Genomic DNA, 26566 nt, shown 5'->3' on the forward strand with positions numbered 1-26566 from the left:
AGGGTGGCAGTCCAATATATTCGAAGGGGTCTTCTGATCTGTTGGATATATGAATGGAGCTACGGCATCTGCGCTACTTCGTCGCGGTTGCGGAAGAACTGAACTTCACCCGGGCGGCAGCTCGCCTGCATATCGGCCAGCCGCCCTTGTCCATGCAGATCCGCGACCTGGAGCAGGAGCTGGGCGCGCGGCTGTTCGAGCGCAGCAAGCGCAAAGTGATGCTGACCGAGGCCGGCAAGCGCTTTCTTGAACGGGCGCGCGACATCCTCGCCCAGGCCGCGCTGGCCGCTGCCGAAGCGCGGCGGGCAGGGCAGGGCGAGGTGGGCGAACTGCGCATCGGTTTCACCTCCTCGCTGCCCTACACCGAGACCATGCCGGCGGTGCTGGACGCCTATCGCCGCCGCTACCCGGACGTGCGGCTGCAACTGGAGGAGATGTTCTCCACGGACCAGTTCACCGCGCTTGCCCGGGGAGAGCTGGATGTCGGCCTGGTGCGCTACCACTCGCCGGACGCGCCGGCGGGGATCGAACTGCGGGAGATCGGACGGGACGCACTGCGGCTGGTTCTCAACGCCGGCCATCCGTTGGCGAGAGCAGCGGCGCTGCGCTTCGAGCAACTGGAGGGCGAGGGCTTCATCACCTTTCCGCCCGATGCCGGCACCGGCCTGCCGGCCATCCTCCGGCGCCTCTGCCGCCGGGCGGGCTTCGAACCCAATGTCGTGCAGACCGCGCGGGAGGCGACAACCCAGATCGGCCTGGTCGCCGCCGGGCTGGGCATCGCGCTGCTGCCCTCGCCACTGGAGTGCGTACGCATCCCCCGGGTGAACTACCTGCCGATCGAGGACGAGGAGGCTTACTTCGGCCTGGCGGTCGCGGTCCGCAAGGAGGCGCCGGCGCCGCTGCTGGGGGGCTTTCTCGCCGTGCTGGATGAGGTCTGCAAGCCCTGACGTGCTTTTCCGGAATACCGGGTGTCGTCTGGCATAAGTCCGACGGCATGAACAGGCGGGCAGGTTTTGTTACAGCGTTTGAGCTGTTTGCGGCGACGCGTAGAATGCGGCCTTCCTTCCGCCCGCGCGAGTGGGTGGATGACCAACCCCGCAGTTGCAGAACAGAACATAAGAAAGATGGCCAGTAGTCCAGATTCATCGTCGTCCCCCATGCATCGCCGCTGGTGGGTGGATGCACTGGTGTTCGCCGGCATGTTGTTGCTGCTCTACCTGAGCTTCCTGCTCGGCAAGACGGACAGCATGGCGATTCCCGGTGCTTCCGAAGTGCTGACCGAACCCCATGTGCCTGCACTTTCCGGTGCGATGCTATGTGTGCTTGGCGCCTTCCTCGGCGGTGGGGCGTTGGTGCTCATGCTGGCGGTGCGGGGCGAGCGCGCTGCCCGCGTCGGCGACGCCGCGCGGCGGGAGCGCGGCCGCTTCCTGCAGGCGGTGCTGGATGCCATTCCCGCGCCGGTCTTCTACAAAGACGTCTCCGGGCGCTACCTCGGCTGCAATAATGCCTTTGGCGAATTCCTCGGGCGCTCCAAGACGGAGATCATCGGCCGCACGGTCTACGAAGTCGCGCCCGCGGACCTCGCTACCGCCTACGAGCAGCGCGATCGAGCCTTGCTGGACGCCAGGGGGAGGCAGGTATACGAAACCCAGGTGGAAACCCAGGCCGGCCGGCGCGACGTGATCTTCTACAAGGCCACCATCGCCGGCCCGGATGGCGAGGTCCATGGCCTGGTCGGCACGGTGTTGGACATCACCGAGCGCAAGGAAGCCGAAGAGAGGGTGCGGGAGAGCGAGCGGCGCATGAGCGCGCTGATCGAAGCGCTGCCGGACGCCATCTTCTTCAAGGACGGCGCTGGTCGCTGGCTGGTGACCAACCAGCGCGCGCAGGCGCTGTTCAACCTGCGCGGCGAGAAATGGTTCGGCATGACCGACCGCGAACTGGGTCTGCTACGGCCGGAGTATGCGCCTGCGCTGCAACAGTGCCTGGACAACGACGAAGTGGCCTGGAACAGCGAAGAGCTGCCCTGTCATTCCATCGAGGTGGTGAATGATCCGGCGGGCGAGCGCCATTACTTCGACGTGACCCGCATTCCGATCCGCCGTGGAGACGGCAGCCGCGATGGCCTGGTCATCGTCGGCCGCGACGTAACTGCCCGGCGCATCGCGGAGGAACGCCTGCGGCAGGCCGCGACGGTATTCGACAACACCATCGAAGGCATTTCCATCACCGACGAGAGCGGCATCATCCTGTCGGTGAATCCTGCCTTCAGCCTCATCACCGGCTACGACGAGATCGACGTCGTCGGCCGCCATACCCGCATCCTCCAATCTGGCCGCCACGACCGCGAGTACTACCGCGCCATGTGGAAGACGCTGAAAGAGCGTGGTCAATGGCAGGGCGAGATCTGGAACCGGCGCAAGACCGGCGAGGTGTATCCCCAGTGGCTGACCATAGGCGTGGTGAAGGATGACGAGGGCAGGGTGAGCAACTATGTCGCCGTATTCTCCGACATCTCCCAGATCAAGGATGCCGAGACCCAGCTGGAGCGTCTGGCGCATTACGACCCGCTCACCGGCCTGCCCAACCGGGCGCTGCTTGGTGACCGCCTGGAGCATGCGCTGGACCGCGCCCGCCGCACCGGTTCCAGCGTCGCGGTGCTGCTGCTGGACCTGGACGGCTTCAAGAACGTCAACGACAGCCTCGGCCACCCCGCCGGCGATCGCTTGCTGCAGGTGGTCTCCGAGCGTCTGCGCGCGGCCCTGCGCGAGGAAGATTCGGTATGCCGTTTCGGTGGCGACGAGTTCGCCATCGTGCTGGAGGACATCAGCCTGGGCGAGGCGGTGTCCGAGACCGCCGAGCAACTAATTGCGGAAATGGCGCTGCCGGTGGACCTGGATGGCCACCTGACGCGAGTGTCCGCCAGCATAGGCATCGCCATCTTCCCCCGCGACGGCGCGGATGCGACCTCGCTGATCAAGGCTGCCGATACCGCGATGTATCGCAGCAAGCAGCTGGGCCGGGACACCTTCAGCTTTCATCATGACGAAATGGCCCTGGCCGCGCGCCGGCGGCTGGAGATGGAGCACGGCCTGCGCCAGGCGCTGGAGCAGGGCAGTTTCGAACTGTGGTACCAGCCGCAGCTGGATCTGTGTTCAGGCCGGGTGATAGGCGTGGAGGCTTTGCTGCGCTGGCGCGATCCGGCGCGCGGCCTGGTGCCCCCGCTGGAGTTCATCCCGCTGGCCGAAGAGACCGGCCTCATCGTGCCGATAGGTGCCTGGGTGCTGCGGCAGGCCTGTCGCGAGGCGCGCAGCTGGCTGGACGCCGGCCTCAACCCCGGCCGGGTGGCGGTGAACGTGGCGGCGCCGCAGATCGAACGCGGCGGCTTCGAGCAAGTGGTCGCCCGTGTGCTGGAGGAAACCGGCCTGCCGGCGGCGGCGCTGGAAGTGGAGATCACCGAAAGCTCGTTGCTGCACAACGCCGACAACGCCAAGCGCGTCATCGCGGCGCTGCGCGAGCTTGGGGTCGGGTTGGCGATCGACGATTTCGGTACCGGATACTCGTCATTGGCCTACCTCAAGCACTTGGCGGTGCATAGGCTCAAGATCGACCGCGAGTTCGTACGCGATCTGCCGGGCGATGGCAGCAACCTTGCCATCACCCGTGCGGTGATCGCCTTGAGCCGTAGCCTGGGCTTCGCGGTGGTGGCCGAAGGGGTGGAGGTACAGGCGCAGGCGGATCTGCTGCGCCGAGAAGGCTGCGACAGCGCGCAAGGCTTCCTGTACGCGAAGCCGATGCCCGGAGCGGATTTCGCGAACTGGCTGGCCGCGCGTCCGGACTGAGACGGCATGATACGGGGAGGCCGCGGCGTGAGCGCGCGAGGTCCGCAATCTACCCCGGATATCCCGCTGCAATCTCTGGCAGAGTAAGCTAGCGCTTTTCCACTCGGGAGAGCCTGCGATGAAGCGCACCAGCCCCGCCGCGAATCCGATTGCGGCATTCTCGGACCTTTGGGTAGACGCCTGGACCCGCCCCTTCTCTGCTTGGCAAGGCTGGAGCAGCTTCTGGGGCGAGCAGTGGCACGCCTGGCTGAGCGCATTCGGCTCCGGGCCCAGCCCTTGGCTGCCTGCGCTGGCGGAAGAGCGCGAGAATCAGCCCTCCCAGATCGATTTCTTCCTGCCCTGGCTGCCGCGGTTGGATGGCGGTGCGTCCGCCGATGGCCATGACGGCGAAGAGGCGGTCAAGGTGATGCTGCGGGCGGCGCTGCCCTGGGCGCCGGCGGCAGATTGGCTCATGTTGGAGGCAAGGGCGGCCGGATTCGGTATTCCGCTGCCGACGGCGCGTCAGCCGGCCGAGAAGGCGCCCCAGAAGGGCGAAGCCCCTGCTGCGCGCACTGTCGAGGCTCTGGCTGTGGCCAAGCCGGTGGCCGCGAAGAAGGCGCCTGCGGTCAAGGCCGCGCCGGCAGCAAAGCCGGTTAAGGCCAAGCCTGAGCCCGCCAAGAAGGCTGCGGTTGCCTCAAAGGCGGCGCCGGCAGAGAAGGCCAGGCCTGCGAGTGCCAACGCCGCACCTTCCGCCAGGCGCCTAGCGGCTGCGAAGCAGAGGCCCGAGACTGCCGCCAAGCCTCAGGCTCCGGCACCGCAGCCGGCAGCAAGCTCGGCGAAGGCGGCATCGGCTCCGGCCGCCGTTGCGGTAAAGGAAGAAACCGGTGCTACCAAGGCGGCGAGCAAGCCTGAGATGGCGAAGAAGCCGGCGAAGGCCAGTCCCCGCAAGGCGGCCAAGCCCGCGGCCGCTCCCAAAGCCAAGCCGGCTGCGGTCAAGGCTGCTTCGGCGAAGGCTGCTCAACCCAAAACCGCTCAGTCCAAGGCTGCCGCTGAAAAGCCGGCTGAAGCCGCATCGGCGGGCAAGCCGGAAGCTCCGCGGCAGGAGTAAAACCGCTGCTCCCGGCCTGGCCGGGAGCTGTTTTCAGGCACCGAAGAAGCGTGCCAGATGCGCCGGGTCGATCGGCATGCCGGTTTGGCGGGCGCGCTGCAGCAGTTCCCAGTAATAGCGGTAGGAGGCGCGGTCGTGCAGACGGCCGCGTTGTTGTATCGGTCCCCAGTCGGCGTCCTGTGCCGCAGCCAGGATTTCGCCGGCCTCTTCCACTTCCGAGAAATCTGGTCGCATTGCCTCCACGATGGGCAGGATCTGGTTCGGATGGATGCTCCACATCCGCAGGTAGCCGAACTCCCGCCGCGCCCGGCCTGCATCGCTGCGGATGACTTCCAGATCCTTCAGCTCTGTGGTGACGTTGTGTGACGGCACGACGCCGCAACCCAGCGCGGCCGCCGCGATTTCCAGCTTGGCTCGTGCCACCAACGGATGATCGAACTGCCCCGGGCTTTTCATCGCCGAGGCGGGGATGGCGCCGTGGTGGCCGGAAACGAAGTCCATCAGCCCGAAATCCAGCGACTCGACACCCGCCAGCGAGGCGATTTGCCAGGCCTCGCGCAGGGCGCCGTGAGTCTCTATCAATACATGGACAGGCAGGGCGCGGCTTAGTCCGGCCGCGGTTTCCTGTCGCCGCAACTCCGCGATCTGGGCCAGGGCATCGACAGCGCTTCTGACCTTGGGCAGGGTGATGAAGGCCAGCCGTTCCCCGGCAGCGCCGATCAGGATCTCCAGGTCGCGCTGCCAGTGGGGGTGGGTAATGTCGTGGATGCGGGCGCCCACACGGCCATGGATATTCTCCGGGCCGGTCACCAACTCGGCGACCATCTGCGCATGCTCCGCCTCGGCGCCAGCGCGGGCGCCGTCCTCGCAGTCACAGGTGAGGTCGAAGACCGGACCGAGCTCGCGTTGAAGCGAGAGCGCTTTCAGCATCAACTTCTCGGCGCCGGCGTAATGATCCACTGCGGGCAGTATGGGAAAGGGCTTTTCGCCGGCGAAGAGGACATCGCTCGGGTGGGCTCTGTAACGCATCGGGAGGGTCTCGAAGGCTGCGGCGGGGTGTCGAGGATAGCAGGGCGTGAGGCCAATAAAAAAGCGCACGGCATTGCCGTGCGCTCCCTGCTTCTTTCTGCGACCGTGGCCAGGTATCAGGCCAGCAGGTCCTTCACGCCTTCGCGTTCTTCCAGCAGCTCGTTCAGCGTGTTGGTCATGCGCTCGCGGGAGAAGGCGTCGATGTCCAGGCCCTGGACGATCTTGTACTCGCCGTTCTCGGTGGTCACCGGGAAGCCGTAGATGATGCCCTCGGGGATGCCATAGGAACCGTCGGACGGAATGCCCATGGTGACCCATTCGCCCTTGGAGCCCAGCACCCAGTCGCGGATGTGGTCGATCGCCGCGTTGGCGGCGGAGGCGGCGGAGGAGAGACCACGGGCTTCGATGATGGCGGCGCCACGCTTGCCGACGGTGGGCAGGAACACGTCCTTGTTCCAGGCGTCGTCGTTGATCAGGCCCTTGACGTTGTCACCGTTGGAGGTGACGAAACGGTAGTCGGCGTACATGGTGGGGGAGTGATTGCCCCACACCACCAGGTTCTTCAGGGAGGCCACGTCGCGGCCCGACTTGGTGGCCAGCTGCGACAGCGCACGGTTGTGGTCCAGGCGCAGCATGCCGGTGAAGTTCTTCGCCGGAACGCGGCCGTATTTCTGGGCGACTTCCTTGGCGATGTAGGCGTTGGTGTTGCAGGGGTTGCCGACCACCAGCACCTTGCAGTCCGGATCAGCGTACTGGCCAATGGCCGCGCCCTGGACGGTGAAGATCTTGGCGTTCTCGGTCAGCAGGTCCTTGCGCTCCATGCCGGGGCCGCGGGGGCGGGCGCCGACCAGCAGTGCAACCTTGGCATCCTTGAACGCAACGTTGGGATCGTCGGTGGCGATTACGCCGGCGAGCAGCGGGAAGGCGCAGTCTTCCAACTCCATGATGACGCCCTTGACCGCTTTCTGGGCCTGGGGCAGGTCGAGCAGTTGCAGGATGACGGGCTGGTCCTTGCCCAGCATTTCACCGCTGGCGATGCGGAACAGCAGGCTGTAGCCGATCTGGCCGGCTGCGCCGGTGACAGCGACGCGCACAGGGGCTTTGCTCATGAAAGTACTCCCAAAAAACGGTCTTGATGAAAGGATGTTCATGCCCGCGCTGACGGCGCAGCAATCGCCCGAAAGCGCACAGCCTGGCTTGGTATAGGCGGCCTTGGGGCAGGGCGCAAGGATGGTAGAAGCTAAGGGCTGGCCTGTCAAATCATGTCTTTTGTCTTATATAAGATATGAGACATGGCATAGACGCTCGGAAAAATTTATGCTCCAATACGCCGATGGCCCAGGAATCCCCCACCTTCAGCCCGCTCTACCGCCAGATCAAGACGCTGATCCTACAAGCGCTTGAGGCGGGGGAGTGGCGTCCCGGTCAAGCGATTCCCAGCGAGCAGGAGCTGGCGGCGCGATTCTCCGTTTCCCAGGGAACGGTGCGCAAGGCCATCGACGAAATGGCTGCGGAGAATCTGCTGATCCGCAAGCAGGGCAAAGGCACCTTCGTCGCCTCGCACAACGATCCGCGTGCCCTGTTCCGCTTCTTGCGCCTGGTGCCGATGGATGGTGATCTTTCCCATCCGCAGAGCGTGCCGCTGGACTGCTGGCGTGCCAAGGCGGGGCAAGAGGCTTCGCGCATGCTGGGCATCGAGCTCGGTGCTCCCATCATCATCGTTCGCCGCCTGTTGCGTTTCGCGCAGAAGCCGGTGGTGGTGGACGAAATCTACCTGCCGGGCGACGTCTTCCCCGGTTTGACCTTCGAAGCGCTGCAGGACTGGAACGGCTCGCTCTACAGCCTGTTCGAGACGCGTTTCGGTCTGCGCATGATCCGCGCGCAGGAGCGCATCCGGGCGGTCGCGGCGGACCGCTCGACCAGCGAGGCGCTGAAGGTGCCCGAAGGTACGCCACTGCTGTCGGTCGAGCGGGTGACTTACACCTACGGCGACAAGCCGGTGGAGTGGCGGCGCGGGTTGTATTCCACGGCGGAACATTTCTATCTGAACGAGCTGAATTGACGGGGCGCGGCTGGCTAACGTCGTATTCAGGAAAGCTATAATTATGAACTTTTTGAAGTCGGCGGCGGTTTTTCGCCGCAAATGTTCAGGGGAGTCTTCATGTCAGAAGTGACAGTGCGCAAGCAAAGGCCGAAGCATCTGGCCATTCACGAAATCCGGCTGCCGCTGCCGGGCATCGTGTCCATTCTTCATCGGGTGAGCGGGGCGGGCCTCTTCCTGCTGCTGCCTTTCCTGCTGTTCCTCTTCGGTCGCAGCCTGGGTTCGCCGGAAACCTTCGCAACCTTCGAGGCAGTTGTCAGCCACCCGCTGGCGAAGCTGGTATTGCTCGGCCTGCTGTGGGCCTACCTGCACCACTTCTGTGCGGGCATCCGCTTCCTGCTGCTGGATCTGCACCAGGGGCTGGACTTGCCGTCCGCGCGCAATTCCGCCCGCATCGTTCTCGTCGTGAGCCTGGCGCTCACCGTCATCATCGGGGTGAAGCTATGGTGAATCGTCATGTGGTCGGGGCTCACTACGGCCTCCGCGACTGGATCGCGCAGCGCGCCACCGCGCTCTTCATGGCCATCTATACCGTTGTTTTCGGTATCTGTGCGCTGACCCTGCCGGAACTGAGCTACGAAGCCTGGTCGGGTCTGTTCTCCAACGGCTTGATGAAGTTCGCGACCTTCCTGTTCTTCCTCTCGTTGTTCTTCCACGCCTGGATCGGCATTCGTGACATCTGGATGGACTACGTCAAGCCGACCGGCCTGCGCCTCGTGCTGCACCTGATCACCATTTTCCTGCTCGTCGGTTACGCCGGCTGGGCAGCCCAGATTCTTTGGAGGCTGTAAGCGTGAACGTCGCGAAGCGTACCTTTGATGCGGTCATCGTCGGTGCCGGCGGTGCCGGCCTGCGTGCAGCCCTGCAACTGTCTGAAGCGGGCCTCAAGACCGCTGTGCTGACCAAGGTGTTCCCAACCCGTTCCCACACCGTGGCGGCGCAGGGCGGGGTGGCGGCATCGCTGGGCAACTCCACCGAGGACAACTGGCACTGGCATATGTACGACACCGTCAAGGGGTCGGACTGGTTGGGTGACCAGGACGCCATTGAGTTCATGGTCCGCAAGGCCAACGAGGTGGTGATTGAACTCGAACACTACGGCATGCCCTTTGACCGTACCGACAACGGCAAGATCTACCAGCGTCCGTTCGGCGGCCACTCGATGAATTACGGCCAGGCGCCGGTGATGCGCTCCTGTGCCGCTGCGGACCGTACCGGTCATGCCATGCTGCACGCGCTGTACCAGCGCAACGTGCGAGCCAACACCCAGTTCTTCGTCGAATGGATGGCGCTGGACCTGATCCGCAACAGCGAGGGCGATGTCCTCGGTGTGACCGCGATCGAGATGGAAACCGGCGAAGTTTCCATCTTCCATGCCAAGGCGACCATCTTCGCCACTGGCGGTGCCGGCCGTATCTACTACAGCTCCACCAACGCCTTCATCAACACCGGCGACGGTGTCGGCATGGCTGCGCGCTCCGGCATTCCGCTGGAAGACATGGAGTTCTGGCAGTTCCACCCCACCGGCGTGGCCGGTGCCGGCGTGCTGATCACCGAAGGCGTGCGTGGCGAGGGCGGCATCCTGCGTAATGCGTCCGGTGAGCGCTTCATGGAACGCTATGCGCCCAACCTGAAGGATCTGGCCTCGCGTGACGTGGTGTCCCGCTCCATGGTCACCGAGATCAACGAAGGGCGCGGCTGCGGTCCGGACAAGGACCACGTCCTGCTGGACATCACCCACCTGTCGCCCGAGACCATCATGAAGCGGCTGCCCGGCATCCGCGAGATCTCGATCCAGTTCGCCGGCGTCGATCCAATCAAGGCACCCATCCCGGTGGTGCCGACCTGCCACTACCAGATGGGCGGTATCCCCACCAACTACAAGGGCCAAGTGGTTGCGCCGAAGAATGGCGACGCCAATGTGCCGGTGGCCGGCTTCTACGCAGCCGGCGAGTGCGCCTGCGCCTCGGTGCACGGCGCCAACCGCCTGGGTACCAATTCGCTGCTCGACCTGCTGGTGTTCGGCAAGTCGGCGGGCGAGACCGTGGTCGAGGACTTCAAGTCCGGGAATCTGGTGCTGAAGCCGCTGCCGGCGGATGCCGCCGATGTTTCCCTGGCCCGCATCAACAGGCTGGAAACCCAGACTGGTGGCAGCGAGGTGCACGACGTGCGCCTGGCCATGCAGCGCACCATGCAAAAGCACGCGGGGGTGTTCCGCTTCAAGGAGCTGCTGCAGCAAGGCGTCACCAGCATCCTGGAAGTGGCCGAGCAGGCCAAGGTCACCCAGATCGCCGACAAGTCCAAGGTCTGGAACACTGCCCGTACCGAGGCGCTCGAACTGGACAACCTGATCGAAGTCGCCAAGGCCACCATGATCTCGGCCGAGGCCCGCAAGGAATCCCGCGGGGCCCATGTACGCGATGACGCGCCGGATACCGCCGAGCATCCGAACGGCCGCGACGACCAGAACTGGCTCAAGCACACCCTGTGGTACAGCGAAGGCAACCGCCTCGACTACAAGCCGGTGAACCTCAAGCCCCTGTCGGCGGATGTCGAGCCGATTGCGCTCGCCAAGCGCACCTACTGAGCGCGGGAGAACAAACGAGATGAGCAAGCGTACCGTTCAATTCAAGATCTACCGCTACGATCCGGACAAGGATGCGCAGCCCTACATGCAGGACATTTCCGTTGAACTGGAAGCGTCCGACAAGAAGTTGCTCGACGCCATCGTCCGCCTGAAGACGAAGGACGATTCCCTGTCCTTCCGCCGCTCCTGCCGCGAAGGCGTGTGCGGTTCCGACGCGATGAACATCAACGGCAAGAATGGCCTGGCCTGCCTGACCGACATCGACAAGCTGGCCCAGCCGATCACGCTGCGTCCGCTGCCGGGCCTGCCGGTCATCCGCGACCTGATCGTGGACATGACCCAGTTCTTCAAGCAGTACCACTCGATCAAGCCCTACCTGGTCAACAACGACCCGGCTCCGGAGCGCGAGCGCCTGCAGACCCCGGAGGACCGCGAGGAACTCAACGGCCTGTACGAGTGCATCCTTTGCGCATGCTGCTCGACCTCCTGCCCGTCGTTCTGGTGGAATCCGGACAAGTTCGTCGGCCCGGCCGGCCTTCTGGCGGCCTACCGCTTCCTCGCCGACACCCGCGACCAGGCCACCAACGAGCGCCTCGACAATCTCGAGGACCCGTACCGCCTGTTCCGTTGCCACACCATCATGAACTGTGTGGACGTCTGTCCGAAGAGCCTCAACCCGACCCGTGCGATCGGGAAGATCAAGGACATGATGGTCCGTCGGGCGGTCTGAGATGAGCATCAACCGGGGACGTGTGCGCTGGCAATGCCGTCGGGCTCTGCTCGAGCTCGATCTTGTCTTCGCACGCTTCCTCGAGCGGCATTTCGATCGTCTGAGCGACGATCAGCTGGCGGATCTGGACGACCTGCTGCGCTGCGACGACTACGACCTCTGGGCGATGGTCAATGGCAGCAAGACATGCGACGTAGACCGCTGGAAGGAGATGATCGGCTTGCTGCGTCAGGCATGACGTTGACCAGCCTTTCATGAACAGGGAGCAGAGCAGTTAAACCGGCTAGCAGAGAAGGGACGACTTATGAGCACTGAACGCACCGCAACCCTAACCGTCGATGGCAAGGCCGTCGATTTCCCGGTAATGACCGGCACCCACGGCAACGATGTCATCGACATTCGAACGCTGGGCGGTAAAACCGGTTTGTTCACCTACGACTCTGGCTTCCTTTCCACTGCCAGCTGCAAGTCGAGCATTACCTACATCGATGGCGACAAGGGCGAGCTGCTGTACCGCGGCTACCCCATCGAGCAGCTCGCAGAGAAGTGCAACTTCCTCGAGGTCGCCTACCTGCTGAAGAACGGCGAACTGCCGAATGCGGTGCAGAAGAGCGATTTCGAGAACACCATCAAGACCCACACGATGGTGCACGACCAACTGACCCGCTTCTTCAACGGTTTCCGTCGTGACGCGCACCCGATGGCGATCATGGTGGGCGTGGTGGGCGCGCTGTCCGCCTTCTACCACGATGCGATGGACTTCTCCGACCAGGAGCACCGCAACGTCTCGATCAACCGCCTGATCGCGAAGCTGCCGACCATCGTCGCCATGGCCTACAAGTACAACTTCGGCCAGCCCTTCATGTACCCGCGCAATGACCTCGATTACACGGCGAACTTCATGCACATGATGTTCGGTACCCCGTGCGAGGAGTACAAGCCCAACCCGGTGCTGGTTCGTGCGCTGGACGTGATCTTCACGCTGCACGCCGATCACGAGCAGAACGCCTCCACTTCCACGGTGCGCCTGGCGGGCTCCTCCGGCGCCAATCCCTTCGCGTGCATTTCCGCCGGCATCGCCTGCCTGTGGGGCCCGGCGCACGGTGGTGCCAACGAAGCGTGCCTGAACATGCTGGAAGAGATCGGCGACGTGTCGCGCGTCGGCGAGTACATCAAGCGCGCCAAGGACAAGAGCGACAGCTTCAAGCTGATGGGCTTTGGCCACCGCGTCTACAAGAACTTCGACCCGCGCGCCAAGCTGATGGGCAAGGTCTGCAACGACGTGCTGACCGAGCTGGGACTGGAAGACGACCGCCTGTTCAAGCTTGCCAAGGAACTCGAGAAGATCGCGCTGGAAGACGAGTACTTCGTCGAGAAGAAGCTCTACCCGAACGTGGACTTCTACTCCGGCATCGTGCAGAAGGCCCTGGGCATCCCCACCTCCATGTTCACCTGCATCTTCGCGCTGGCGCGGACGGTGGGCTGGATCACCCAGTGGGAAGAAATGATCACCGATCCGGAATACAAGATCGGCCGTCCGCGCCAGCTGTACATCGGCGCGGCACGTCGCGACGTTCCGGCCATCGGGCAGCGTCCGTAAGAGACGATGGAGAGGGAAGGGAGGCAAGGCCGGATGACGGACTAAGCCCTACGGGATGGGTCGTGATGTCGCGCCCATCCCGTTTTTCCATCGGGCACCGCAGCCGGACACTTACCCCCGGAAGCAGGGAACCAGAACACACAGGTGGCTACACCATGATGAAAGAGCTGCAGAACACTTCACATCTGTTCGGTGCCAACGCGCCGTTCATCGAAGAACTCTACGAGAACTATCTTTCCGATCCTGCTTCGGTCCCCGAAGCCTGGCGGACCTATTTCGACAACCTGCAGAGCCAGGCCGGCAGTGCAGTGCGTGACGTGGCTCACGGCCCGGTCATCGCCGCTTTCGAGCAGATGGCGAAGCGCGGCCCGGTGCGCACCGTGGTTGCCGCCGGTGGCGAGGACAAGCTGCAGGTTTCCACGCTGCAACTGATCAATGCCTACCGTTTCCTGGGTAACCGCTGGGCCAATCTCGACCCGCTGAAGCGCACCGAGCGTCCGCAGATCGCCGAGCTGGAGCCGTCCTACTACGGTTTCACCGAGGCGGACCTGTCCAAGAGCTTCAATGTCGGTTCCTTCCACGGCTTCTCGACCGAGCGCGCCAGCCTGCGCGAGATCCTCGAGGCGCTGCGCCAGACCTACTGCGGCTCCATCGGCTCCGAGTACATGTACATCTCGGACATCCAGCAGAAGCGCTGGATCCAGAGCCGCCTGGAAAGCGTGCGGGGCACGCCCAAGTTCTCGGCTGACAAGAAGCGCCGGGTGCTCGAGCGCACCACCGCAGCCGAAACCCTCGAACGCTACCTGCATACCAAGTATGTCGGCCAAAAGCGCTTCTCGCTGGAAGGCGGTGAATCCACCATCGTGGCGATGGACGAGATCGTCCATGTCGGCGGTGCGCTGGGTGCGCAGGAAATCGTCATCGGCATGGCCCACCGGGGCCGGCTGAACGTGCTGGTGAACACCCTCGGCAAGTCGCCGAAGATGCTGTTCTCCGAATTCGAGGGCAAGGCCGCTGCCGATCTGTCGGCCGGCGACGTCAAGTACCACCTCGGCTTCTCCAGCGATGTCATGAGCCCGGGCGGCCCGGTGCACCTGACCCTGGCCTTCAATCCGTCCCACCTGGAAATCATCAACCCGGTGGTCGAAGGTTCGGTCTATGCCCGTCAGATCCGCCGCAAGGACGCCGAGAAGGGCCAGGTCATCCCGGTGCTGATCCACGGCGACGCCGCAGTGGCCGGCCAGGGCGTGAACCAGGAGATGCTGAACTTCTCCCAGACCCGGGGTTACGGTACCGGCGGCACGGTGCACATCGTGGTGAACAACCAGATCGGTTTCACCACCTCCGATCCGCGCGACTACCGCTCCTCGCTGTACTGCACCGACATTTTCAAGATGGTCGAGGCGCCGATCTTCCACGTGAACGGCGACGATCCGGAGGCGGTGGCTTTCGTGACGGCGCTGGCGGTGGAGTTCCGTCAGCAGTTCAAGAAGGACGTGGTGGTCGACATCGTCTGCTACCGCAAGCTCGGCCACAACGAACAGGACGAGCCGATGGTCACCCAGCCGCTGATGTACCGCAAGGTCCAGCAGCATCCGGGTACCCGCAAGCTCTACGCCGATCGCCTGGTTGCCGAGGGCACCCTGGGTGCGGATGAGCCGGAGCAGATGATCCAGCAGTACCGCGAGCACCTGGACAAGGGTGAGCTGCTGTACAACCCGGTGCTGTCCGGCCACAACCGCCAGTTCTCGGTGGACTGGACGCCTTTCCTGAACCAGCCCTACACCGACGATGCCGACACCAGCATCCCGATGCAGGAGATCAAGCGCCTGTCCGAGCGCCTGACTGCAATCCCGGAAACCTTCACGCTGCATTCCCGCGTCAAGAAGATCATCGACGACCGCAGCGCCATGGGCCGCGGCGAGTTGCCGCTGGACTGGGGCATGGGCGAGAACCTGGCCTACGCTTCGCTGCTGGCGCAGGGCTATGCGGTGCGCATCTCCGGCGAGGACGTCGGTCGTGGCACCTTCTTCCACCGTCATGCGGTGCTGCACGACCAGAAGCGCGAGCGCTGGGACGAAGGTTCCTACAAGCCGCTGGAGTTCATCCAGGAAGGCCAGGCCGGCTTCCAGTGCTTCGACTCGGTGCTGTCGGAAGAAGCCGTGCTCGGCTTCGAGTACGGCTACGCCACCGCCGAGCCGAACGAACTAGTCGTCTGGGAAGCCCAGTTCGGCGACTTCGTCAATGGTGCCCAGGTGGTGCTGGACCAGTTCATCAGTTCCGGCGAGTCCAAGTGGGGCCGGCTGTGCGGCCTGACCATCATGCTGCCGCACGGCTACGAAGGGCAGGGGCCGGAGCACTCCTCCGCCCGCCTGGAACGCTTCATGAACAACGCGGCCGAGAACAACTGGCAGATCTGCGTGCCCACCACGCCGAGCCAGATCTTCCACCTGCTGCGTCGCCAGATGCTGCGCCGGGTGCGCAAGCCGCTGATCATCATCACGCCGAAGTCGCTGCTGCGTCACAAGGAAGCGGTCTCCTCGCTGGATGAACTGGCGCAGGGCGGGTTCCGCACCGTGATCGGCGAGACCGAGAAGCTGGATCCGAAGAAGGTCAAGCGCATCGTGCTGTGCCAGGGCAAGCTGTACTACGAGCTGCTGGCGCACCGCCGCGAAAACAACATCAAGGACACGGCGCTGATCCGTATCGAGCAGCTCTACCCGTTCCCGACCGAAGCCTTTGCCGCTGCCCTGGCGCAGTTCCCCAACGCCAAGGAAGTGGTGTGGTGCCAGGAAGAACCGCGCAACCAGGGCGCCTGGTACTGGCTGGCTTCCCGTCAGCACCTGGTGAACGTGCTGGGTCCGAAGCACAAGCTGCTGCTGGTCAGCCGTCCTGCGGCTGCCTCGCCGGCGGTGGGTTACTACGCCAAGCACAATCTGCAGCAGAAGGCGGTCATCGAGAACGCCTTCGCGCCGATCAAGGACTGAGTCCGCAAGCCCGCGCAAACATAAGCAAGAAACCGAACGAATACGGGAGAGAACTCCATGCTGATCGAAGTAAAAGTGCCGCAGCTGTCCGAATCCGTCTCTGAAGCCACGCTGGTTTCGTGGCACAAGAAGGAAGGCGATGCCGTCTCGCGCGACGAGAACCTGATCGACATCGAAACCGACAAGGTCGTGCTCGAAACCCCGGCTCCGGCCGATGGCGTGCTGGTGAAGATCGTCAAGGGCAACGGCGACACGGTGACTTCCGGCGAACTGATCGCCCAGATCGACACCGAAGCCAAGGCCGCCTCCGGCGCCGCCAAGAGCGAGCCGGTTCCGCCGGTGACGGCGCCTGCCGCCGCCCCGGCTGCTCCGGCTGCCGCGTCCTCTTCCGCCGCTGCGGGCTCGCCGAGCCCGGCAGCGCGCAAGATCCTGGAAGAGAAGGGCATCACCGCCGCTGAAGTCAGCGGCACCGGCCGTGGCGGCCGGGTGACCAAGGAAGACGCGGTGGGCGCCAACAAGGCCAAGCCGGCCGCAGCGGCCGCGCCGGCAGTGGTGATCGCCGGCGAGCGCCCGGAAGAGCGTGTGCCGATGACGCGCCTGCGCGCCCGCATCGCCGAGCGCCTGATCCAGTCCAAGAACGAGAACGCCATCCTGACCACCTTCAACGAGGTCAACATGGCGCCGGTGATGGCGCTGCGCAAGCAGTACGGCGACAAGTTCGAGAAGGCGCACGGCGTGCGTCTGGGCTTCATGGGCTTCTTCGTCAAGGCCGCGGTTGCCGCGCTGAAGAAGTACCCCATCCTGAACGCCTCGGTCGATGGCAACGACATCGTCTACCACGGCTACATCGACATCGGCATCGCGGTCGGTTCGCCGCGCGGTCTGGTGGTGCCCATCCTGCGTGATGCGGACCAGATGTCGGTTGCGGACGTCGAGAAGAAGATCGCCGAGTTCGGCCAGAAGGCCAAGGACGGCAAGCTGTCGCTGGAAGAGCTCTCCGGCGGCACCTTCTCCATCTCCAACGGCGGCGTGTTCGGCTCCATGCTGTCCACTCCGATCATCAACCCGCCGCAGTCGGCCATCCTCGGCATCCATGCCACCAAGGACCGCCCCGTGGCCGAGAACGGCCAGGTCGTGATCCGCCCGATCAACTACCTGGCGCTGTCCTACGACCACCGCATCATCGACGGCCGCGAAGCCGTCCTCGGCCTGGTGGCGATGAAGGAAGCGCTGGAAGATCCGGCCCGCCTGATCCTCGACGTCTAAGACCCGGCGCACGGGTTAGGACTCGGGCGGCGCATGCGCCGCCCGAGTCGTGATCGCGCGCTCTGCGGCATTCACAGGAGCACTACATGAGCAAGCAATTCGATGTGCTGGTGGTCGGCGGCGGTCCCGGCGGCTACGTGGCGGCGATCCGTGCCGCCCAGCTCGGTTTCAAGACCGCCTGCTGCGAGTCCAATCCCTACGCCGACCCCAAGGGCGAACCGCGCCTGGGCGGCACCTGCCTGAACGTGGGCTGCATTCCGTCCAAGGCGCTGCTGCACACCTCCCACCTGTTCGAGGAGGCTGGCCACAGCTTTGCCGCGCAGGGCATCAACGTCGGCACGCCCAAGATCGACGTGAGCAAGATGATGGCGCGCAAGAGCAGCATCGTCGACCAGCTCACCGGCGGCATCAAGGGCCTGTTCAAGAAGAACAAGGTCACCCTGCTGAACGGCCACGGCAGCTTCGTCGCCAAGACGCCGGAAGGCTGGCAGGTTAAGGTGGGCGAGGAAGTGGTCGTCGCCCAGCAGGTCATCGTCGCCACCGGTTCCACTGCACGCCATCTGCCGGGCATCCCAGTGGACAACAAGGTGGTCTGCGACAACGTGGGCGCACTGGACATCGACAGCGTGCCGAAGAAGCTGGCCATCATCGGTGCCGGTGTCATCGGCCTGGAGATGGGCTCGGTGTGGCGCCGCCTGGGTTCCGAGGTGACCATCCTCGAAGCGATGCCGGATTTCCTCGCTGCCGCCGACCAGGACGTGGCCAAGGAAGCGCAGAAGCTGTTCGCCAAGCAAGGCCTCAAGTTCGAACTGGGTGTCACCATCGGTGAAGTGAAGATCGCCAAGAAGGGCGTCTCCATCGCCTACAAGGACAAGAGCGGCGCCGACCAGAAGCTGGACGCGGATCGCCTGATCGTGTCCGTCGGCCGCGTGCCCAACACCGACGGCCTCAATGCCGAAGCGGTGGGCCTGAAGCTGAACGAGCGTTCCCAGATCGAGGTGGATGACCACTGCCGCACCAACCTGCCCGGCGTGTGGGCGGTGGGCGACGTGGTGCGCGGCCCGATGCTGGCGCACAAGGCGATGGAAGAGGGCGTGATGGTGGCCGAGCTGATCGCCGGGCAGGCCGGACATTGCAACTTCGACACCGTGCCCTGGGTGATCTACACCAGCCCGGAGATCGCCTGGGTGGGCAAGACCGAGCAGCAGCTGAAGGCGGAAGGCGTGGCCTACAAGGCCGGCAAGATCCCCTTCCTGGCCAATGGCCGCGCGCTGGGCATGGGCGAGCCTTCCGGCTTCGTCAAGATGCTGGCGGATGCCAACACCGACCGCATCCTCGGCGTGCACATCATCGGTGCCAATGCTTCCGAGCTGATCGCCGAGGCGGTGGTGGCGATGGAGTTCGCCGGCAGCAGCGAAGACCTCGCCCGCATCTGCCACGCTCACCCGACGCTGTCGGAGGTGGTGCATGAGGCAGCACTGGCGGTGGATAAGCGTCCGCTGCACTTCTGAGTGTTGAGCCCGCCCCGGGAGGGGCGGAAAATCTGCAGCAGGGAAAGGGGCGGAGGCCGCGAAGGCCTCCGCCCCTTTCATATTCACTGCTTCTTTTTTGCCCGGCTGCGGGAGGCCGGTTTGGCGGGCGGAGTGGCCTCAGCTTGGGCTTTGCCGGATGCACCGTCCAAAGCCGGGCCTGGCAGCGCGGCCGGCAGGCCGAGTTGCTGGGCGACGCGGGCGTAGCGCTGCTGGAAGATCTCGCCGACGTCGCCGCGGGCGCGGGCAAGGGAATGGGCGGTATCCAGCGCCTTGCGCCGCAGCTCTTCGTTGGGGAGCAGGGCGGGCAGGCCGGCCAACGCGCGGTCTTCGTCCAGCAGGAAGAGCAGGGCCTGGTGCTTCAACGTCTGCTTGAGGTCGGCGATGGCCGCGCGGCTGGGCGTGACCCCGGCCTTGGTCAGTTCTTCGCGCAGCAGGTTGAAGGGGCGCTCATCGAAGCCCAGCATGTCCGGCTTGGTGAAGAAGATGGTGCGCACCATGCCGTCCAGCGTGCTGCCACTGTCGAAGGCGCCGTCCAGCGCATTGCGCTGCAGCTTGCGGAATTCTTCCTCCATCCAGGTGTGGGCCTGCTCGCGCCGGCGGACCACCCCCTGGCCCAGGCCGACCAGGGCCTGCAGCAGCGGGGATTCGTAGATGGTGGTGAACAGCTGCTCCTGCATGCGGTCGCGCACGTCCCGGTAGTGGTCCAGGGCATCTTCCACCGCGTCGGAGACGCGCTTCTCGGCCTGCACGAAGGGATTGTCCGGCTTGGCGGCGACGCGCTTGTGCCGCACCAGGCCAGCCAGCGGTGCCAACGGCCAGCACAGCGGGTTGGCGTCGGAGAACCACAGCCGCTCGAAGCGGGCGGGGTTGAGGTTGCGTGTAGTCTCGGCGGTGACCTCGTTACTCATCAGCCGCAGCCAGGGCGAGACGAAGGTGTCGTACAGACCCTGGTTGACGCCGGCCACCCGCTTCACCACTTCGAAGGCGCGTTCATCCTCGCGGCCGTCGTCCAGCGCCAGGATGTCGCCCATGGTGCGTGGCTCGAAGCGCACGTGGAAGCGGCCGCGTACGTATTCCCGGCCCGGCATGTCGGGGCGGGTGTCCTCGATCACCGCTTCGTAGAGGCCAGGCGGCAGCACGTCGATCAGCTCCAGCGTGCCGACCAGCTTGTCCGTCTCCCGCCGCGCCACCGCGCCGGACACGAAGATGCCGAGGTGGCCGATCTTCTCGTGCAGGCAATAGACGATGGTCTGCTCGTTGAGGCGGATGTCCTCCACGCTGTCGTAGAGGTCCGGAATCCAGTTCAGCGCCTGTTGCGGCGGGGTGATGTTGTCGCCCCAGGAGGCGAACACTACGATGGGCGAGCGAATGTTGCGCAGGTCGATGCGGGTGCGGCCGTTGGCGGAGACGATGTCGCCGGCGCTCAGGCGGTTGCCGACGAAGAGATTCTGCGTGATCCACTCCATCTCCGCCTTGTTGAGCAGGAAGTGGCCGCCCCACCAGCGCTCGAACTCGAGGAAGCGCTCACGCTCGGTATCGATGTTGGCGAACAGGTTGTAGGGCTTGCCCCAGAAAGTGTTGGCCGGGTTCAGCAGCTCAAAGTTGTTGACCAGGTAGGCGCCGTCGAAGCGGCCATTGCCCAGGTCGCCGGCGAAGGAGGCCAGCCAGGTGCCGCCGAGCAGGCCGCCGCTGTAGCGCATCGGATTCTTGCCGCGCACACCGGCCCAGTAGGATACCGGCGAGCCCGCCAGCAGGATGGGGCCGACCGCCTTGGGCGCGGCGGCGGCCAGCATCATCAGCGCCCAGCCGCCCTGACAGTTGCCGATCACCAGCGGCTGGCTGGCGTCCGGATGCATCTCGTTCACCCGGGCGAGGAAGGCGTACTCCGCCTTGGTCACCGATTCGATGGTCTGGCCCGGCTCAGGGGTGGGGAAGAACATCACGAAGTAGCAGGGGTGGCCTTCGCGCATGGCGATGCCGATGCCGCTGTCGATCTTGAAGCCGCCTATGCCCGGGCCGTGGCCGGCACGCGGGTCGATGACGACGAAGGGCCGCTTGGTCGGATCGGTGGGCGGACTGCCGGCTGGCGGATGGATGCGCGCCAGCGCGTAGTTGGCGGGATCGGGCAGGGTGCGCCCGTCCATGATGATCTCGTAGTCGAAGGCCAGCACCGGCGGCTTGCCCGAGCGGGCGTGGGCGAGGTACTGGTTGCCGCGCTCGCGCAGCACGTCCGCCGTCAGCCATTGCCGCTGGAAGCGGTCGTAAAGGTATTCGGAGGCGGCGGCAAAGGTCTCGAACTGCATCCTGAAGAGCTGGCCTGCATTCGAGAGGCTGGCAGAGAGCAGGGACAAGCCGGGCAATTCGGGCGTGAGCGGCGGAGTGGCGAGATCCACGGGTGAGGTCTCCGGTCTGTATCGGGGGAGGGCGGGCGGCGCTGCTTTGGCGCCGCGGCTGAGTATGGGTGTGTTGCATTGCAGCATAGCGTCCGCCCGGGCGGGGGGCAAGCCGGGCCGCCGGACGGAAAATGGGGGCGCCTTGCTCTACAATCGCGTTTTCGATTCGTGCCACCGCGGCCGAACGCGGGGGCTGGAGAGGCCGCCGCGTCGTCGCCTTTCCACACCATGCCCCATCGCACCCTCAACGTTCCCGAGCACGGCATGCTGGAGGCCTACGAGGCCCAGCTGCGCGCCCGGGGCTTCAAGTCCGACCCTGCACAACGCGCTGCGGTCCAGCGACTGCAGAATCTCTACACCGAACTCATTTGCTTCAAGGCGGCGCGCAGCAGCACGCTGCGGCGGCTGTTCAACAAGCCGCGCATGCCGCGCAGCGTGTATTTCTGGGGCGGTGTGGGCCGCGGCAAGAGCTTCCTGATGGACTGCTTCTTCGACGCGGTGCCCTACAAGCGCAAGCGCCGGGTGCACTTCCACGCCTTCATGCAGGAAGTACAGAACGACCTCAAGGACCACAACCACGAGCCCGATCCGCTGCAGAAGGTGGCCGAGCGCATCGCCCGCCAGACCCGCCTGCTGTGCTTCGACGAGTTCCACGTCTCCGACATCGCCGACGCGATGATCCTCGGCCGCCTGCTGGAGGCGCTGTTCGCCCGCGGCGTGATCTTCGTGATGACCTCTAACTACCCGCCGGATGGCCTCTACCCCAATGGCCTGATGCGGGTGAATTTCCTGCCCACCATAGAGATGATCAAGCGCCGCTTCGACGTCTTCGAGGTGGATCACGGCACCGACTACCGCCTGCGCACGCTGGAGAAGATCGAAATCTACCTGGTGCCGGCGGATGCCGAGGCGGATAGGCAGATGAAGGAGCAGTTCCACCGCCTCGCCGCGATAGAGGGCGAAGCCGGCGAGATCGAGCTGCTGGGGCGCAAGCTGCCCGTGGTCCGGCAGGCGCCGGGCGTGATCTGGTTCGACTTCGCCACCCTGTGCGGCGGCGCCCGCTCGCAGAACGATTACCTTGAACTGGCGCGGGAACACCACACCCTGTTCCTGTCGCGGGTGCCGCGCATGCTGGCGGGCAATGCCTCCGAGGCGCGCCGCTTCACCTGGCTGATCGACGTGCTCTACGACCACCGGGTCAAGCTCGTGATGAGCGCCGAGGTGGAGGCGCATGACCTCTACACCGAAGGCCACAATGCCCACGAGTTCGTGCGCACGGTGAGCCGGCTGATGGAGATGCGCACCCGCGATTATCTCGCCGAGGCCCACCGCATCGATTGATACCGGGGCGCGGCGCTCCGCTTCTGCCCGGGGGAAATCAGGGATAACGGATCGCCAGCGTGCCGGCCTCCAGCCGGCCGCCCAGCTGCAGCAGTGGGCGCAGCCGCGCCAACAGTGGCGGATCGCCGCCCAGCCTCAGGTCCAGCACCGGCTTCTGGCCGCGTGTCAGCGCGACCCTGCCGGCCAGTTGCAGCGGGTTGGCCGCCGGGCTGGAGAGGGTGAGGGCCAGCGTCTCGCCATCCGCTTGCAGCAGCGCGTGGTAGTCGCCCAGCGCCTGCCGCGGCAATACATCCACCGAGGCGGACTGCCAGTCCGCCGTCACCTGGCCGCGACAGCGCTGGTCCCAGCCGCAATCCAGCTTGTCCCCGTGCAGCCGCAGCCGGCCGTTCCAGCCGAGCTGCAGGGCGGCCTGCGGCAGGCTGCGCAGCAGCGGTGCGCTCGGCACATCGATGGCGATGTCCTGCAGCGCCACGCCGCTGGCGCTCAGCTGCAGCCGAAAGGCCGGCGCGCCGTCCGCCCACAGCTGCCAAGCTAGTCCGCCGCGCAGCAGGCCGGCGGGCTGGAAAGCCCAGCGCAGCGCCAGCCAGGGCAGTGGCAGGCGGCTGTCGTCGGCGGCGGCGAGCTGGCCGCTGCCTTGCCACAGGCTGCCCTGGGCCTCGCCCAGCCGTAGCCGGCCATCGCTGACGCGTTCCAGCTGACGGTCCAGCAATGCAGCTGGCGTCCAGGCCAGCAGCAGCGCCAGCGTGAGGACGAGGAAGAGCGGCAGCGTCCAGGCGGCGCGCGGCTTCATCGTCCGCCTTCGTCGCTGGCGGGAGCCAGCAGCACTTCGAAACGCTGATCGTCCTGCAGGCGCAGCTGCCGCGGGCGCAGGCCGAGGTCGGCCTGCAGTGCGGCCAGCCAGTCCACCTGCGCTGCCAGGCCGCCGCTGCCTGTCACTGTGAGGCCGTCCGGCGTGGCCGAGGCCTCCGTCTCCAGGCCGCGCGCTCGCGCGGCGGCGCTCACCGCTTCCGCCAGCTGGGGCGGGGGGACGGTGGCCGGCGGTTTGAGGGCGAGCAGGCGTTCCAGCTCGGCGGCGTCTTCCCGCATCTTCTCCAGCGTGGCTTGGGCGGCCGGCAGGTGGCGTTCCAGGCGGGCCTGCTCGGTCAGCACCCAGTCGAACAGCGCGGCGATGGCGAGCAGCGGCAGCAGCCAGGCCAGCGCCCCGAGCAGCATCCGCTCGCGTGGCCGCAGGCTGTTGAACCAGCGCTGGAGCAGGGCGGGCGGCTGGAGGCGGCCGAGCGCCTGGCGGCTGCGCTGGACGAAGCCGTTGGGTGATGCGGCTTTGGTGTGGGGGAGGGTTGCGTTCGGGCTCATGGGGTGGTCGTCGCAAGCTGGGCGGCCATCGGCATGATGGTCAGGTGGTTCTGCTGGGCGCTGGCCTGCAGGCCGTACAGGGCGAGGCGGCCGGGCAGACCGGCGGCGGCTTCGGCGGGCAATTCCAGCACCAGCTTGCCGGCCGCGTAGTCCAGCGCTTGCGGTGCCGGGCCGCCAGCGAGGAAGTAGCCGTGCAGCAGGCCGAGCAGATCGTCGCTGGCGAGTTGGCCGCGGCTGGCGCGTTCGCGCTCCAGCACGCGGGCGAGCTGGGCAGCGGGCGACACCGCCGGGGTGCCGGGTAGGGCTTGCTGGAACAGGGCGAGGCTGCGCGCTTCCAGTTCGTTCAGGGCGTGGCGCTGCAGCAGGATGTGGGCGAGGCCGGCGATGAGGAAGACGCTGAGGGCGAGGCCGGCCAGCGCCACTGGCAAGCGCAGCGCCTGCCAGTGGCGGGCGTAGCGCTTACGCGGGGCGAAATCGCCGTGCAGCAGTTCGCTGCCGTGTTCGTAGCTTTCCCACCAGTGCCAGGCGGGGCCGGCCACCAGCGGCAGCGGCAAGGGGCGAGGGCCGTCCGCCAGGCTGAAGCCGGGGGCCAGGCGCAGTTCCAGCGCTTCCGGCGGCATGGCGGCGTGCAGGGCGAGGGCGGTGGGCAGCAGATGTTCGAGGCAGTCGCGGGCCTCGGCGCCGTTGCGCCACTCGGTGCGCAGGGCGCGGTCCGGCCCGGTGCGCAGGATGCCGCCGTGGGCGTCGCCGGCCAGAACCCAGCGCGGGGGAGAGGCGGACCCTGAGGCGGGCACCGAGGTGGCCGCGGTCTGCAGCTGGCTGCGCAGGCTGGCCAGCGGCCGGCTCAGGCTGTCGAACTGGGCGATGAGCTGCTTGAGGCGGCTGCGGGCCAGCACGACTACGCCGGTGCGGCGCAGCTCGCCTTCGGCGCGGCTGTGAGTCGGGGTGAGGTGCTGGGCGTCGGCGTCGCCTATCAGGTGCTCTTCCAGCGCGTAGGCGAGCAGGCGTGGCTGCTCGCGGCGTGGGCCGGGCGGCAGGTCCACTTCCAGCCACAGGCACTGGCTGCCGCCCAGCAGGGCGTCGGTACGGTCGGCGGCTGGCCAGTGGGCGGGGGCGGAGCGGCCTTGTTGCAGCGGGCGGCCGGCCGGGTCCAGCAGTACCCAGTCGGCGGCCGGGTCGCGTGGCCAGTGGTCGTCGAGGAGAACGAGGAGTCTGTGCGTCATGGGATGCGGTACCAGAGGATTTCGGGCCAGCGCTCCTGGCGGTCGAGCAGGGCTTGCAGGTGGGCGGCGGCGACGCCGTAGCCGGCTTGCACGGTGACGAGGAAGTAGCGGCTGCGCACGTCGGCGAGTTGGCTGGCGGGTTGGGTGGCGCCCTCGGGCAGGCGGGTGCCGAAGTCGGCGAGGTCGCGGAACCAGGCGCGCTCGCGCTCGGCCACCAGCACCCGCGCCCGGTCCAGGCTGAGGCCGCTGACCAGCGCCGACAGCACCTCGGCCGGCGCGGTGTTCACGTTGATGCGCGAGGGCGCCGGCACCGCGGTGACGTAGGGCGCGAGGCGGCCGGCGAGGCCGGGCGGCAGATTGGGGATGCGTTCCAACTCGGCGACCGCGAGCAGTGGCGCATGCGGCGCTTCGTCCTGCGCACCGCGGGCGGCGGGGGTGATCCAGGCGCTGATGGCGACGGCGGCGGCCAGCGCGCTGTCCGGCGCTTCGCCCAGATTCTCCAGCAGACGCTGCAGGCGCAGCCGCGCGGCTTCGCTGGGCTTGCCGCCGGGGGAGAGGTCGTTGAGGTTGAAGTGGCCGGAGAGGTCGGCGATCTCGCCGCCGACGCTGCCGTCTGCCGGGTCGGCGGACAGCGGCGTGGCCGGAATCTTCACCGCCCAGTTCTCGCCCAGGTGGTCGGTGCTGCTTTCCTTGTCGTCCTGGGCGAGCACGTTGCGCGCCCAATCCACCGCGGCGCGCGCCAGCTGGCGGGCTTGGGCCTGGTCGCGGCGGCCGGCGAGGCTGTCGTAGCCGCGGCCGTAGTCGGCGATCACCGTGGCGGCGACCAGGACGGCGAAGCTCATCGCCAGCAGCGCGAGCAGCACTGCGGCGCCGCGCTGGCCGCGCTGTGGCGGCCGCGATTCAGCGCAGCGCGAACAGGCGGCGGAAGGTGCCGGCATCGCCCAGCTCCAGTTCGATTTCGACCGCGGCGGGCAACTCACCGGGAGGGCTCGAGGCGGCGGGCGGCCAGTCATCGCGGCGGCTGCCGCCGGCGGCGAAATGCCAGCGCACCGCGGTTACGCCCTCCAGCAGCGGATAGGCCTGCGCGGTGCCAAGGCCGTTGCGGTCCGGCCACACCAGCCACTCCAGCTGCTGGCCGCTGTAGCGCAGGGCGCTGCGGTGGGCGCCGTCCGGCGCCAGGGCGAGCAGGCGCAGCTCGCTGCCGTGGCCGTCTCCGCTGCGCAGCAGCTGCAGTGCCGGCGGCGCGTCGCTGTTGGCGGGGCGGGCCGGCGCCGCGACTTGCAGCAGCTCGGTTTCCACCCGCTGCATCGCGGCGGAGATTTCGCGCCAGCGGCCCAGCTCCGCGCCCACCCGGTCGCGGTTGTCGGCCAGCTGGGCGGTGGCGCGCCAGCTGAGCAGGCCGAGCACCGCGAATACCGCCAGGGCGACGCTGAGTTCGATCAGGGTCAGGCCATGCTGGCGGCGGCTGCGGAGGGAGGAGGCGCGGAGCATGGCG

At 66.3% G+C, this 26566-nt stretch carries 22 protein-coding genes; 14 read left to right on the forward strand and 8 right to left on the reverse strand.

Annotation, left to right across the window (positions count from 1 at the left end):
• The first annotated feature begins 53 nt into the window (after positions 1 to 53).
• From C7389_RS03855 to C7389_RS03865, 3 genes are all read left to right on the forward strand, one after another.
• Positions 54 to 947: a LysR substrate-binding domain-containing protein gene (locus C7389_RS03855; protein ID WP_133588540.1), complete on the forward strand. Its 894-nt coding sequence runs from the start codon at positions 54 to 56 to the stop codon at positions 945 to 947.
• Positions 948 to 1157: 210 nt separating this feature from the next.
• A complete protein-coding gene (locus C7389_RS03860; RefSeq protein ID WP_162851654.1) occupies positions 1158 to 3842 on the forward strand; it encodes an EAL domain-containing protein in 2685 nt (894 codons plus the stop codon).
• Positions 3843 to 3960: 118 nt separating this feature from the next.
• Positions 3961 to 4929, forward strand: a complete 969-nt coding sequence (locus C7389_RS03865) for a hypothetical protein (protein ID WP_133588544.1) — start codon at positions 3961 to 3963, stop codon at positions 4927 to 4929.
• 33 nt (positions 4930 to 4962) lie between these two features.
• Here the strand turns inward: C7389_RS03865 and C7389_RS03870 are convergent, their stop codons facing one another.
• Positions 4963 to 5958 (reverse strand): HpcH/HpaI aldolase/citrate lyase family protein, encoded by a 996-nt coding sequence (locus C7389_RS03870; protein ID WP_133588546.1) that lies wholly within the window; start codon positions 5956 to 5958, stop codon positions 4963 to 4965.
• Positions 5959 to 6074: 116 nt separating this feature from the next.
• Positions 6075 to 7067, reverse strand: coding sequence for a malate dehydrogenase (locus C7389_RS03875; protein ID WP_133588548.1), 993 nt, complete (start codon positions 7065 to 7067; stop codon positions 6075 to 6077).
• A gap of 224 nt (positions 7068 to 7291) precedes the next feature.
• Between C7389_RS03875 and C7389_RS03880 the strand changes: the two genes are divergently transcribed.
• From C7389_RS03880 to lpdA, 10 genes are all read left to right on the forward strand, one after another.
• Positions 7292 to 8020 (forward strand): GntR family transcriptional regulator, encoded by a 729-nt coding sequence (locus tag C7389_RS03880; RefSeq protein WP_133588551.1) that lies wholly within the window; start codon positions 7292 to 7294, stop codon positions 8018 to 8020.
• A 99-nt stretch (positions 8021 to 8119) separates the two neighbouring features.
• A complete protein-coding gene (gene sdhC, locus C7389_RS03885; RefSeq protein WP_133588553.1) occupies positions 8120 to 8509 on the forward strand; it encodes a succinate dehydrogenase, cytochrome b556 subunit in 390 nt (129 codons plus the stop codon).
• Positions 8503 to 8850, forward strand: coding sequence for a succinate dehydrogenase, hydrophobic membrane anchor protein (sdhD, locus tag C7389_RS03890; RefSeq protein ID WP_133588555.1), 348 nt, complete (start codon positions 8503 to 8505; stop codon positions 8848 to 8850). The genes sdhC and sdhD overlap by 7 nt, the downstream gene beginning before the upstream one ends.
• A gap of 2 nt (positions 8851 to 8852) precedes the next feature.
• Complete coding sequence (gene sdhA / locus C7389_RS03895) at positions 8853 to 10646, forward strand: succinate dehydrogenase flavoprotein subunit (protein WP_133588556.1); 1794 nt, start codon at positions 8853 to 8855, stop codon at positions 10644 to 10646.
• A gap of 19 nt (positions 10647 to 10665) precedes the next feature.
• Positions 10666 to 11376 (forward strand): succinate dehydrogenase iron-sulfur subunit, encoded by a 711-nt coding sequence (locus C7389_RS03900; RefSeq protein WP_133588559.1) that lies wholly within the window; start codon positions 10666 to 10668, stop codon positions 11374 to 11376.
• A gap of 1 nt (position 11377) precedes the next feature.
• The gene (locus C7389_RS03905) at positions 11378 to 11614 is read left to right on the forward strand and encodes a succinate dehydrogenase assembly factor 2 (protein ID WP_133588561.1); all 237 of its coding nucleotides are present in this window, start codon (positions 11378 to 11380) and stop codon (positions 11612 to 11614) included.
• A gap of 66 nt (positions 11615 to 11680) precedes the next feature.
• On the forward strand, positions 11681 to 12976 hold the full coding sequence (gene gltA / locus C7389_RS03910; protein WP_133588563.1) for a citrate synthase: 1296 nt from the start codon (positions 11681 to 11683) through the stop codon (positions 12974 to 12976).
• 155 nt (positions 12977 to 13131) lie between these two features.
• Positions 13132 to 15963 (forward strand): 2-oxoglutarate dehydrogenase E1 component, encoded by a 2832-nt coding sequence (locus C7389_RS03915; RefSeq protein WP_133588565.1) that lies wholly within the window; start codon positions 13132 to 13134, stop codon positions 15961 to 15963.
• A gap of 57 nt (positions 15964 to 16020) precedes the next feature.
• A complete protein-coding gene (gene odhB / locus C7389_RS03920; protein WP_133588567.1) occupies positions 16021 to 17229 on the forward strand; it encodes a 2-oxoglutarate dehydrogenase complex dihydrolipoyllysine-residue succinyltransferase in 1209 nt (402 codons plus the stop codon).
• An 86-nt stretch (positions 17230 to 17315) separates the two neighbouring features.
• The gene (lpdA, locus tag C7389_RS03925; protein ID WP_133588569.1) at positions 17316 to 18740 is read left to right on the forward strand and encodes a dihydrolipoyl dehydrogenase; all 1425 of its coding nucleotides are present in this window, start codon (positions 17316 to 17318) and stop codon (positions 18738 to 18740) included.
• 83 nt (positions 18741 to 18823) lie between these two features.
• Here the strand turns inward: lpdA and C7389_RS03930 are convergent, their stop codons facing one another.
• Positions 18824 to 21154 (reverse strand): DUF3141 domain-containing protein, encoded by a 2331-nt coding sequence (locus tag C7389_RS03930; protein ID WP_246034616.1) that lies wholly within the window; start codon positions 21152 to 21154, stop codon positions 18824 to 18826.
• Positions 21155 to 21382: 228 nt separating this feature from the next.
• Between C7389_RS03930 and zapE the strand changes: the two genes are divergently transcribed.
• The gene (gene zapE, locus C7389_RS03935) at positions 21383 to 22495 is read left to right on the forward strand and encodes a cell division protein ZapE (RefSeq protein ID WP_133588571.1); all 1113 of its coding nucleotides are present in this window, start codon (positions 21383 to 21385) and stop codon (positions 22493 to 22495) included.
• Positions 22496 to 22532: 37 nt separating this feature from the next.
• Here the strand turns inward: zapE and gspN are convergent, their stop codons facing one another.
• Genes gspN through C7389_RS03960 form a run of 5 tightly spaced genes read right to left on the reverse strand, consistent with a single transcriptional unit; the run spans position 22533 to position 26562 of the window.
• Positions 22533 to 23285 carry a type II secretion system protein N gene (gene gspN, locus C7389_RS03940; protein WP_133588573.1) on the reverse strand — a complete coding sequence of 251 codons (753 nt, stop codon included), beginning with the start codon at positions 23283 to 23285 and terminating at the stop codon, positions 22533 to 22535.
• Positions 23282 to 23848 (reverse strand): type II secretion system protein GspM, encoded by a 567-nt coding sequence (gene gspM / locus C7389_RS03945; RefSeq protein ID WP_133588575.1) that lies wholly within the window; start codon positions 23846 to 23848, stop codon positions 23282 to 23284. Before gspM ends, gspN begins: the two co-directional genes overlap by 4 nt.
• Entirely contained in the window at positions 23845 to 25071 is a 1227-nt protein-coding gene (gene gspL / locus C7389_RS03950; RefSeq protein WP_133588577.1) for a type II secretion system protein GspL, read from the reverse strand. Before gspL ends, gspM begins: the two co-directional genes overlap by 4 nt.
• Positions 25068 to 26009 (reverse strand): type II secretion system minor pseudopilin GspK, encoded by a 942-nt coding sequence (gspK, locus tag C7389_RS03955; RefSeq protein WP_133588579.1) that lies wholly within the window; start codon positions 26007 to 26009, stop codon positions 25068 to 25070. Before gspK ends, gspL begins: the two co-directional genes overlap by 4 nt.
• On the reverse strand, positions 25972 to 26562 hold the full coding sequence (locus C7389_RS03960) for a type II secretion system protein GspJ (RefSeq protein ID WP_133588581.1): 591 nt from the start codon (positions 26560 to 26562) through the stop codon (positions 25972 to 25974). The genes gspK and C7389_RS03960 overlap by 38 nt, the downstream gene beginning before the upstream one ends.
• Positions 26563 to 26566 lie beyond the last annotated feature (4 nt).

It is taken from the genome of Azoarcus indigens, assembly GCF_004361735.1.
Classification (GTDB): domain Bacteria; phylum Pseudomonadota; class Gammaproteobacteria; order Burkholderiales; family Rhodocyclaceae; genus Azoarcus; species Azoarcus indigens.

What these genes read in the sequence shown, in the direction of transcription:
- C7389_RS03855 (WP_133588540.1), top strand. Translation starts at nt 54, where the DNA reads ATGGAGCTACGGCATCTGCGCTACTTCGTCGCGGTTGCGGAAGAACTG.
- C7389_RS03860 (WP_162851654.1), top strand. Translation starts at nt 1,158, where the DNA reads ATGCATCGCCGCTGGTGGGTGGATGCACTGGTGTTCGCCGGCATGTTG.
- C7389_RS03865 (WP_133588544.1), top strand. Translation starts at nt 3,961, where the DNA reads ATGAAGCGCACCAGCCCCGCCGCGAATCCGATTGCGGCATTCTCGGAC.
- C7389_RS03870 (WP_133588546.1), bottom strand. Translation starts at nt 5,958, where the DNA reads ATGCGTTACAGAGCCCACCCGAGCGATGTCCTCTTCGCCGGCGAAAAG.
- C7389_RS03875 (WP_133588548.1), bottom strand. Translation starts at nt 7,067, where the DNA reads ATGAGCAAAGCCCCTGTGCGCGTCGCTGTCACCGGCGCAGCCGGCCAG.
- C7389_RS03880 (WP_133588551.1), top strand. Translation starts at nt 7,292, where the DNA reads ATGGCCCAGGAATCCCCCACCTTCAGCCCGCTCTACCGCCAGATCAAG.
- sdhC (WP_133588553.1), top strand. Translation starts at nt 8,120, where the DNA reads ATGTCAGAAGTGACAGTGCGCAAGCAAAGGCCGAAGCATCTGGCCATT.
- sdhD (WP_133588555.1), top strand. Translation starts at nt 8,503, where the DNA reads ATGGTGAATCGTCATGTGGTCGGGGCTCACTACGGCCTCCGCGACTGG.
- C7389_RS03900 (WP_133588559.1), top strand. Translation starts at nt 10,666, where the DNA reads ATGAGCAAGCGTACCGTTCAATTCAAGATCTACCGCTACGATCCGGAC.
- C7389_RS03905 (WP_133588561.1), top strand. Translation starts at nt 11,378, where the DNA reads ATGAGCATCAACCGGGGACGTGTGCGCTGGCAATGCCGTCGGGCTCTG.
- gltA (WP_133588563.1), top strand. Translation starts at nt 11,681, where the DNA reads ATGAGCACTGAACGCACCGCAACCCTAACCGTCGATGGCAAGGCCGTC.
- C7389_RS03915 (WP_133588565.1), top strand. Translation starts at nt 13,132, where the DNA reads ATGATGAAAGAGCTGCAGAACACTTCACATCTGTTCGGTGCCAACGCG.
- odhB (WP_133588567.1), top strand. Translation starts at nt 16,021, where the DNA reads ATGCTGATCGAAGTAAAAGTGCCGCAGCTGTCCGAATCCGTCTCTGAA.
- lpdA (WP_133588569.1), top strand. Translation starts at nt 17,316, where the DNA reads ATGAGCAAGCAATTCGATGTGCTGGTGGTCGGCGGCGGTCCCGGCGGC.
- zapE (WP_133588571.1), top strand. Translation starts at nt 21,383, where the DNA reads ATGCCCCATCGCACCCTCAACGTTCCCGAGCACGGCATGCTGGAGGCC.
- gspN (WP_133588573.1), bottom strand. Translation starts at nt 23,285, where the DNA reads ATGAAGCCGCGCGCCGCCTGGACGCTGCCGCTCTTCCTCGTCCTCACG.
- gspM (WP_133588575.1), bottom strand. Translation starts at nt 23,848, where the DNA reads ATGAGCCCGAACGCAACCCTCCCCCACACCAAAGCCGCATCACCCAAC.
- gspL (WP_133588577.1), bottom strand. Translation starts at nt 25,071, where the DNA reads ATGACGCACAGACTCCTCGTTCTCCTCGACGACCACTGGCCACGCGAC.
- gspK (WP_133588579.1), bottom strand. Translation starts at nt 26,009, where the DNA reads ATGCCGGCACCTTCCGCCGCCTGTTCGCGCTGCGCTGAATCGCGGCCG.
- C7389_RS03960 (WP_133588581.1), bottom strand. Translation starts at nt 26,562, where the DNA reads ATGCTCCGCGCCTCCTCCCTCCGCAGCCGCCGCCAGCATGGCCTGACC.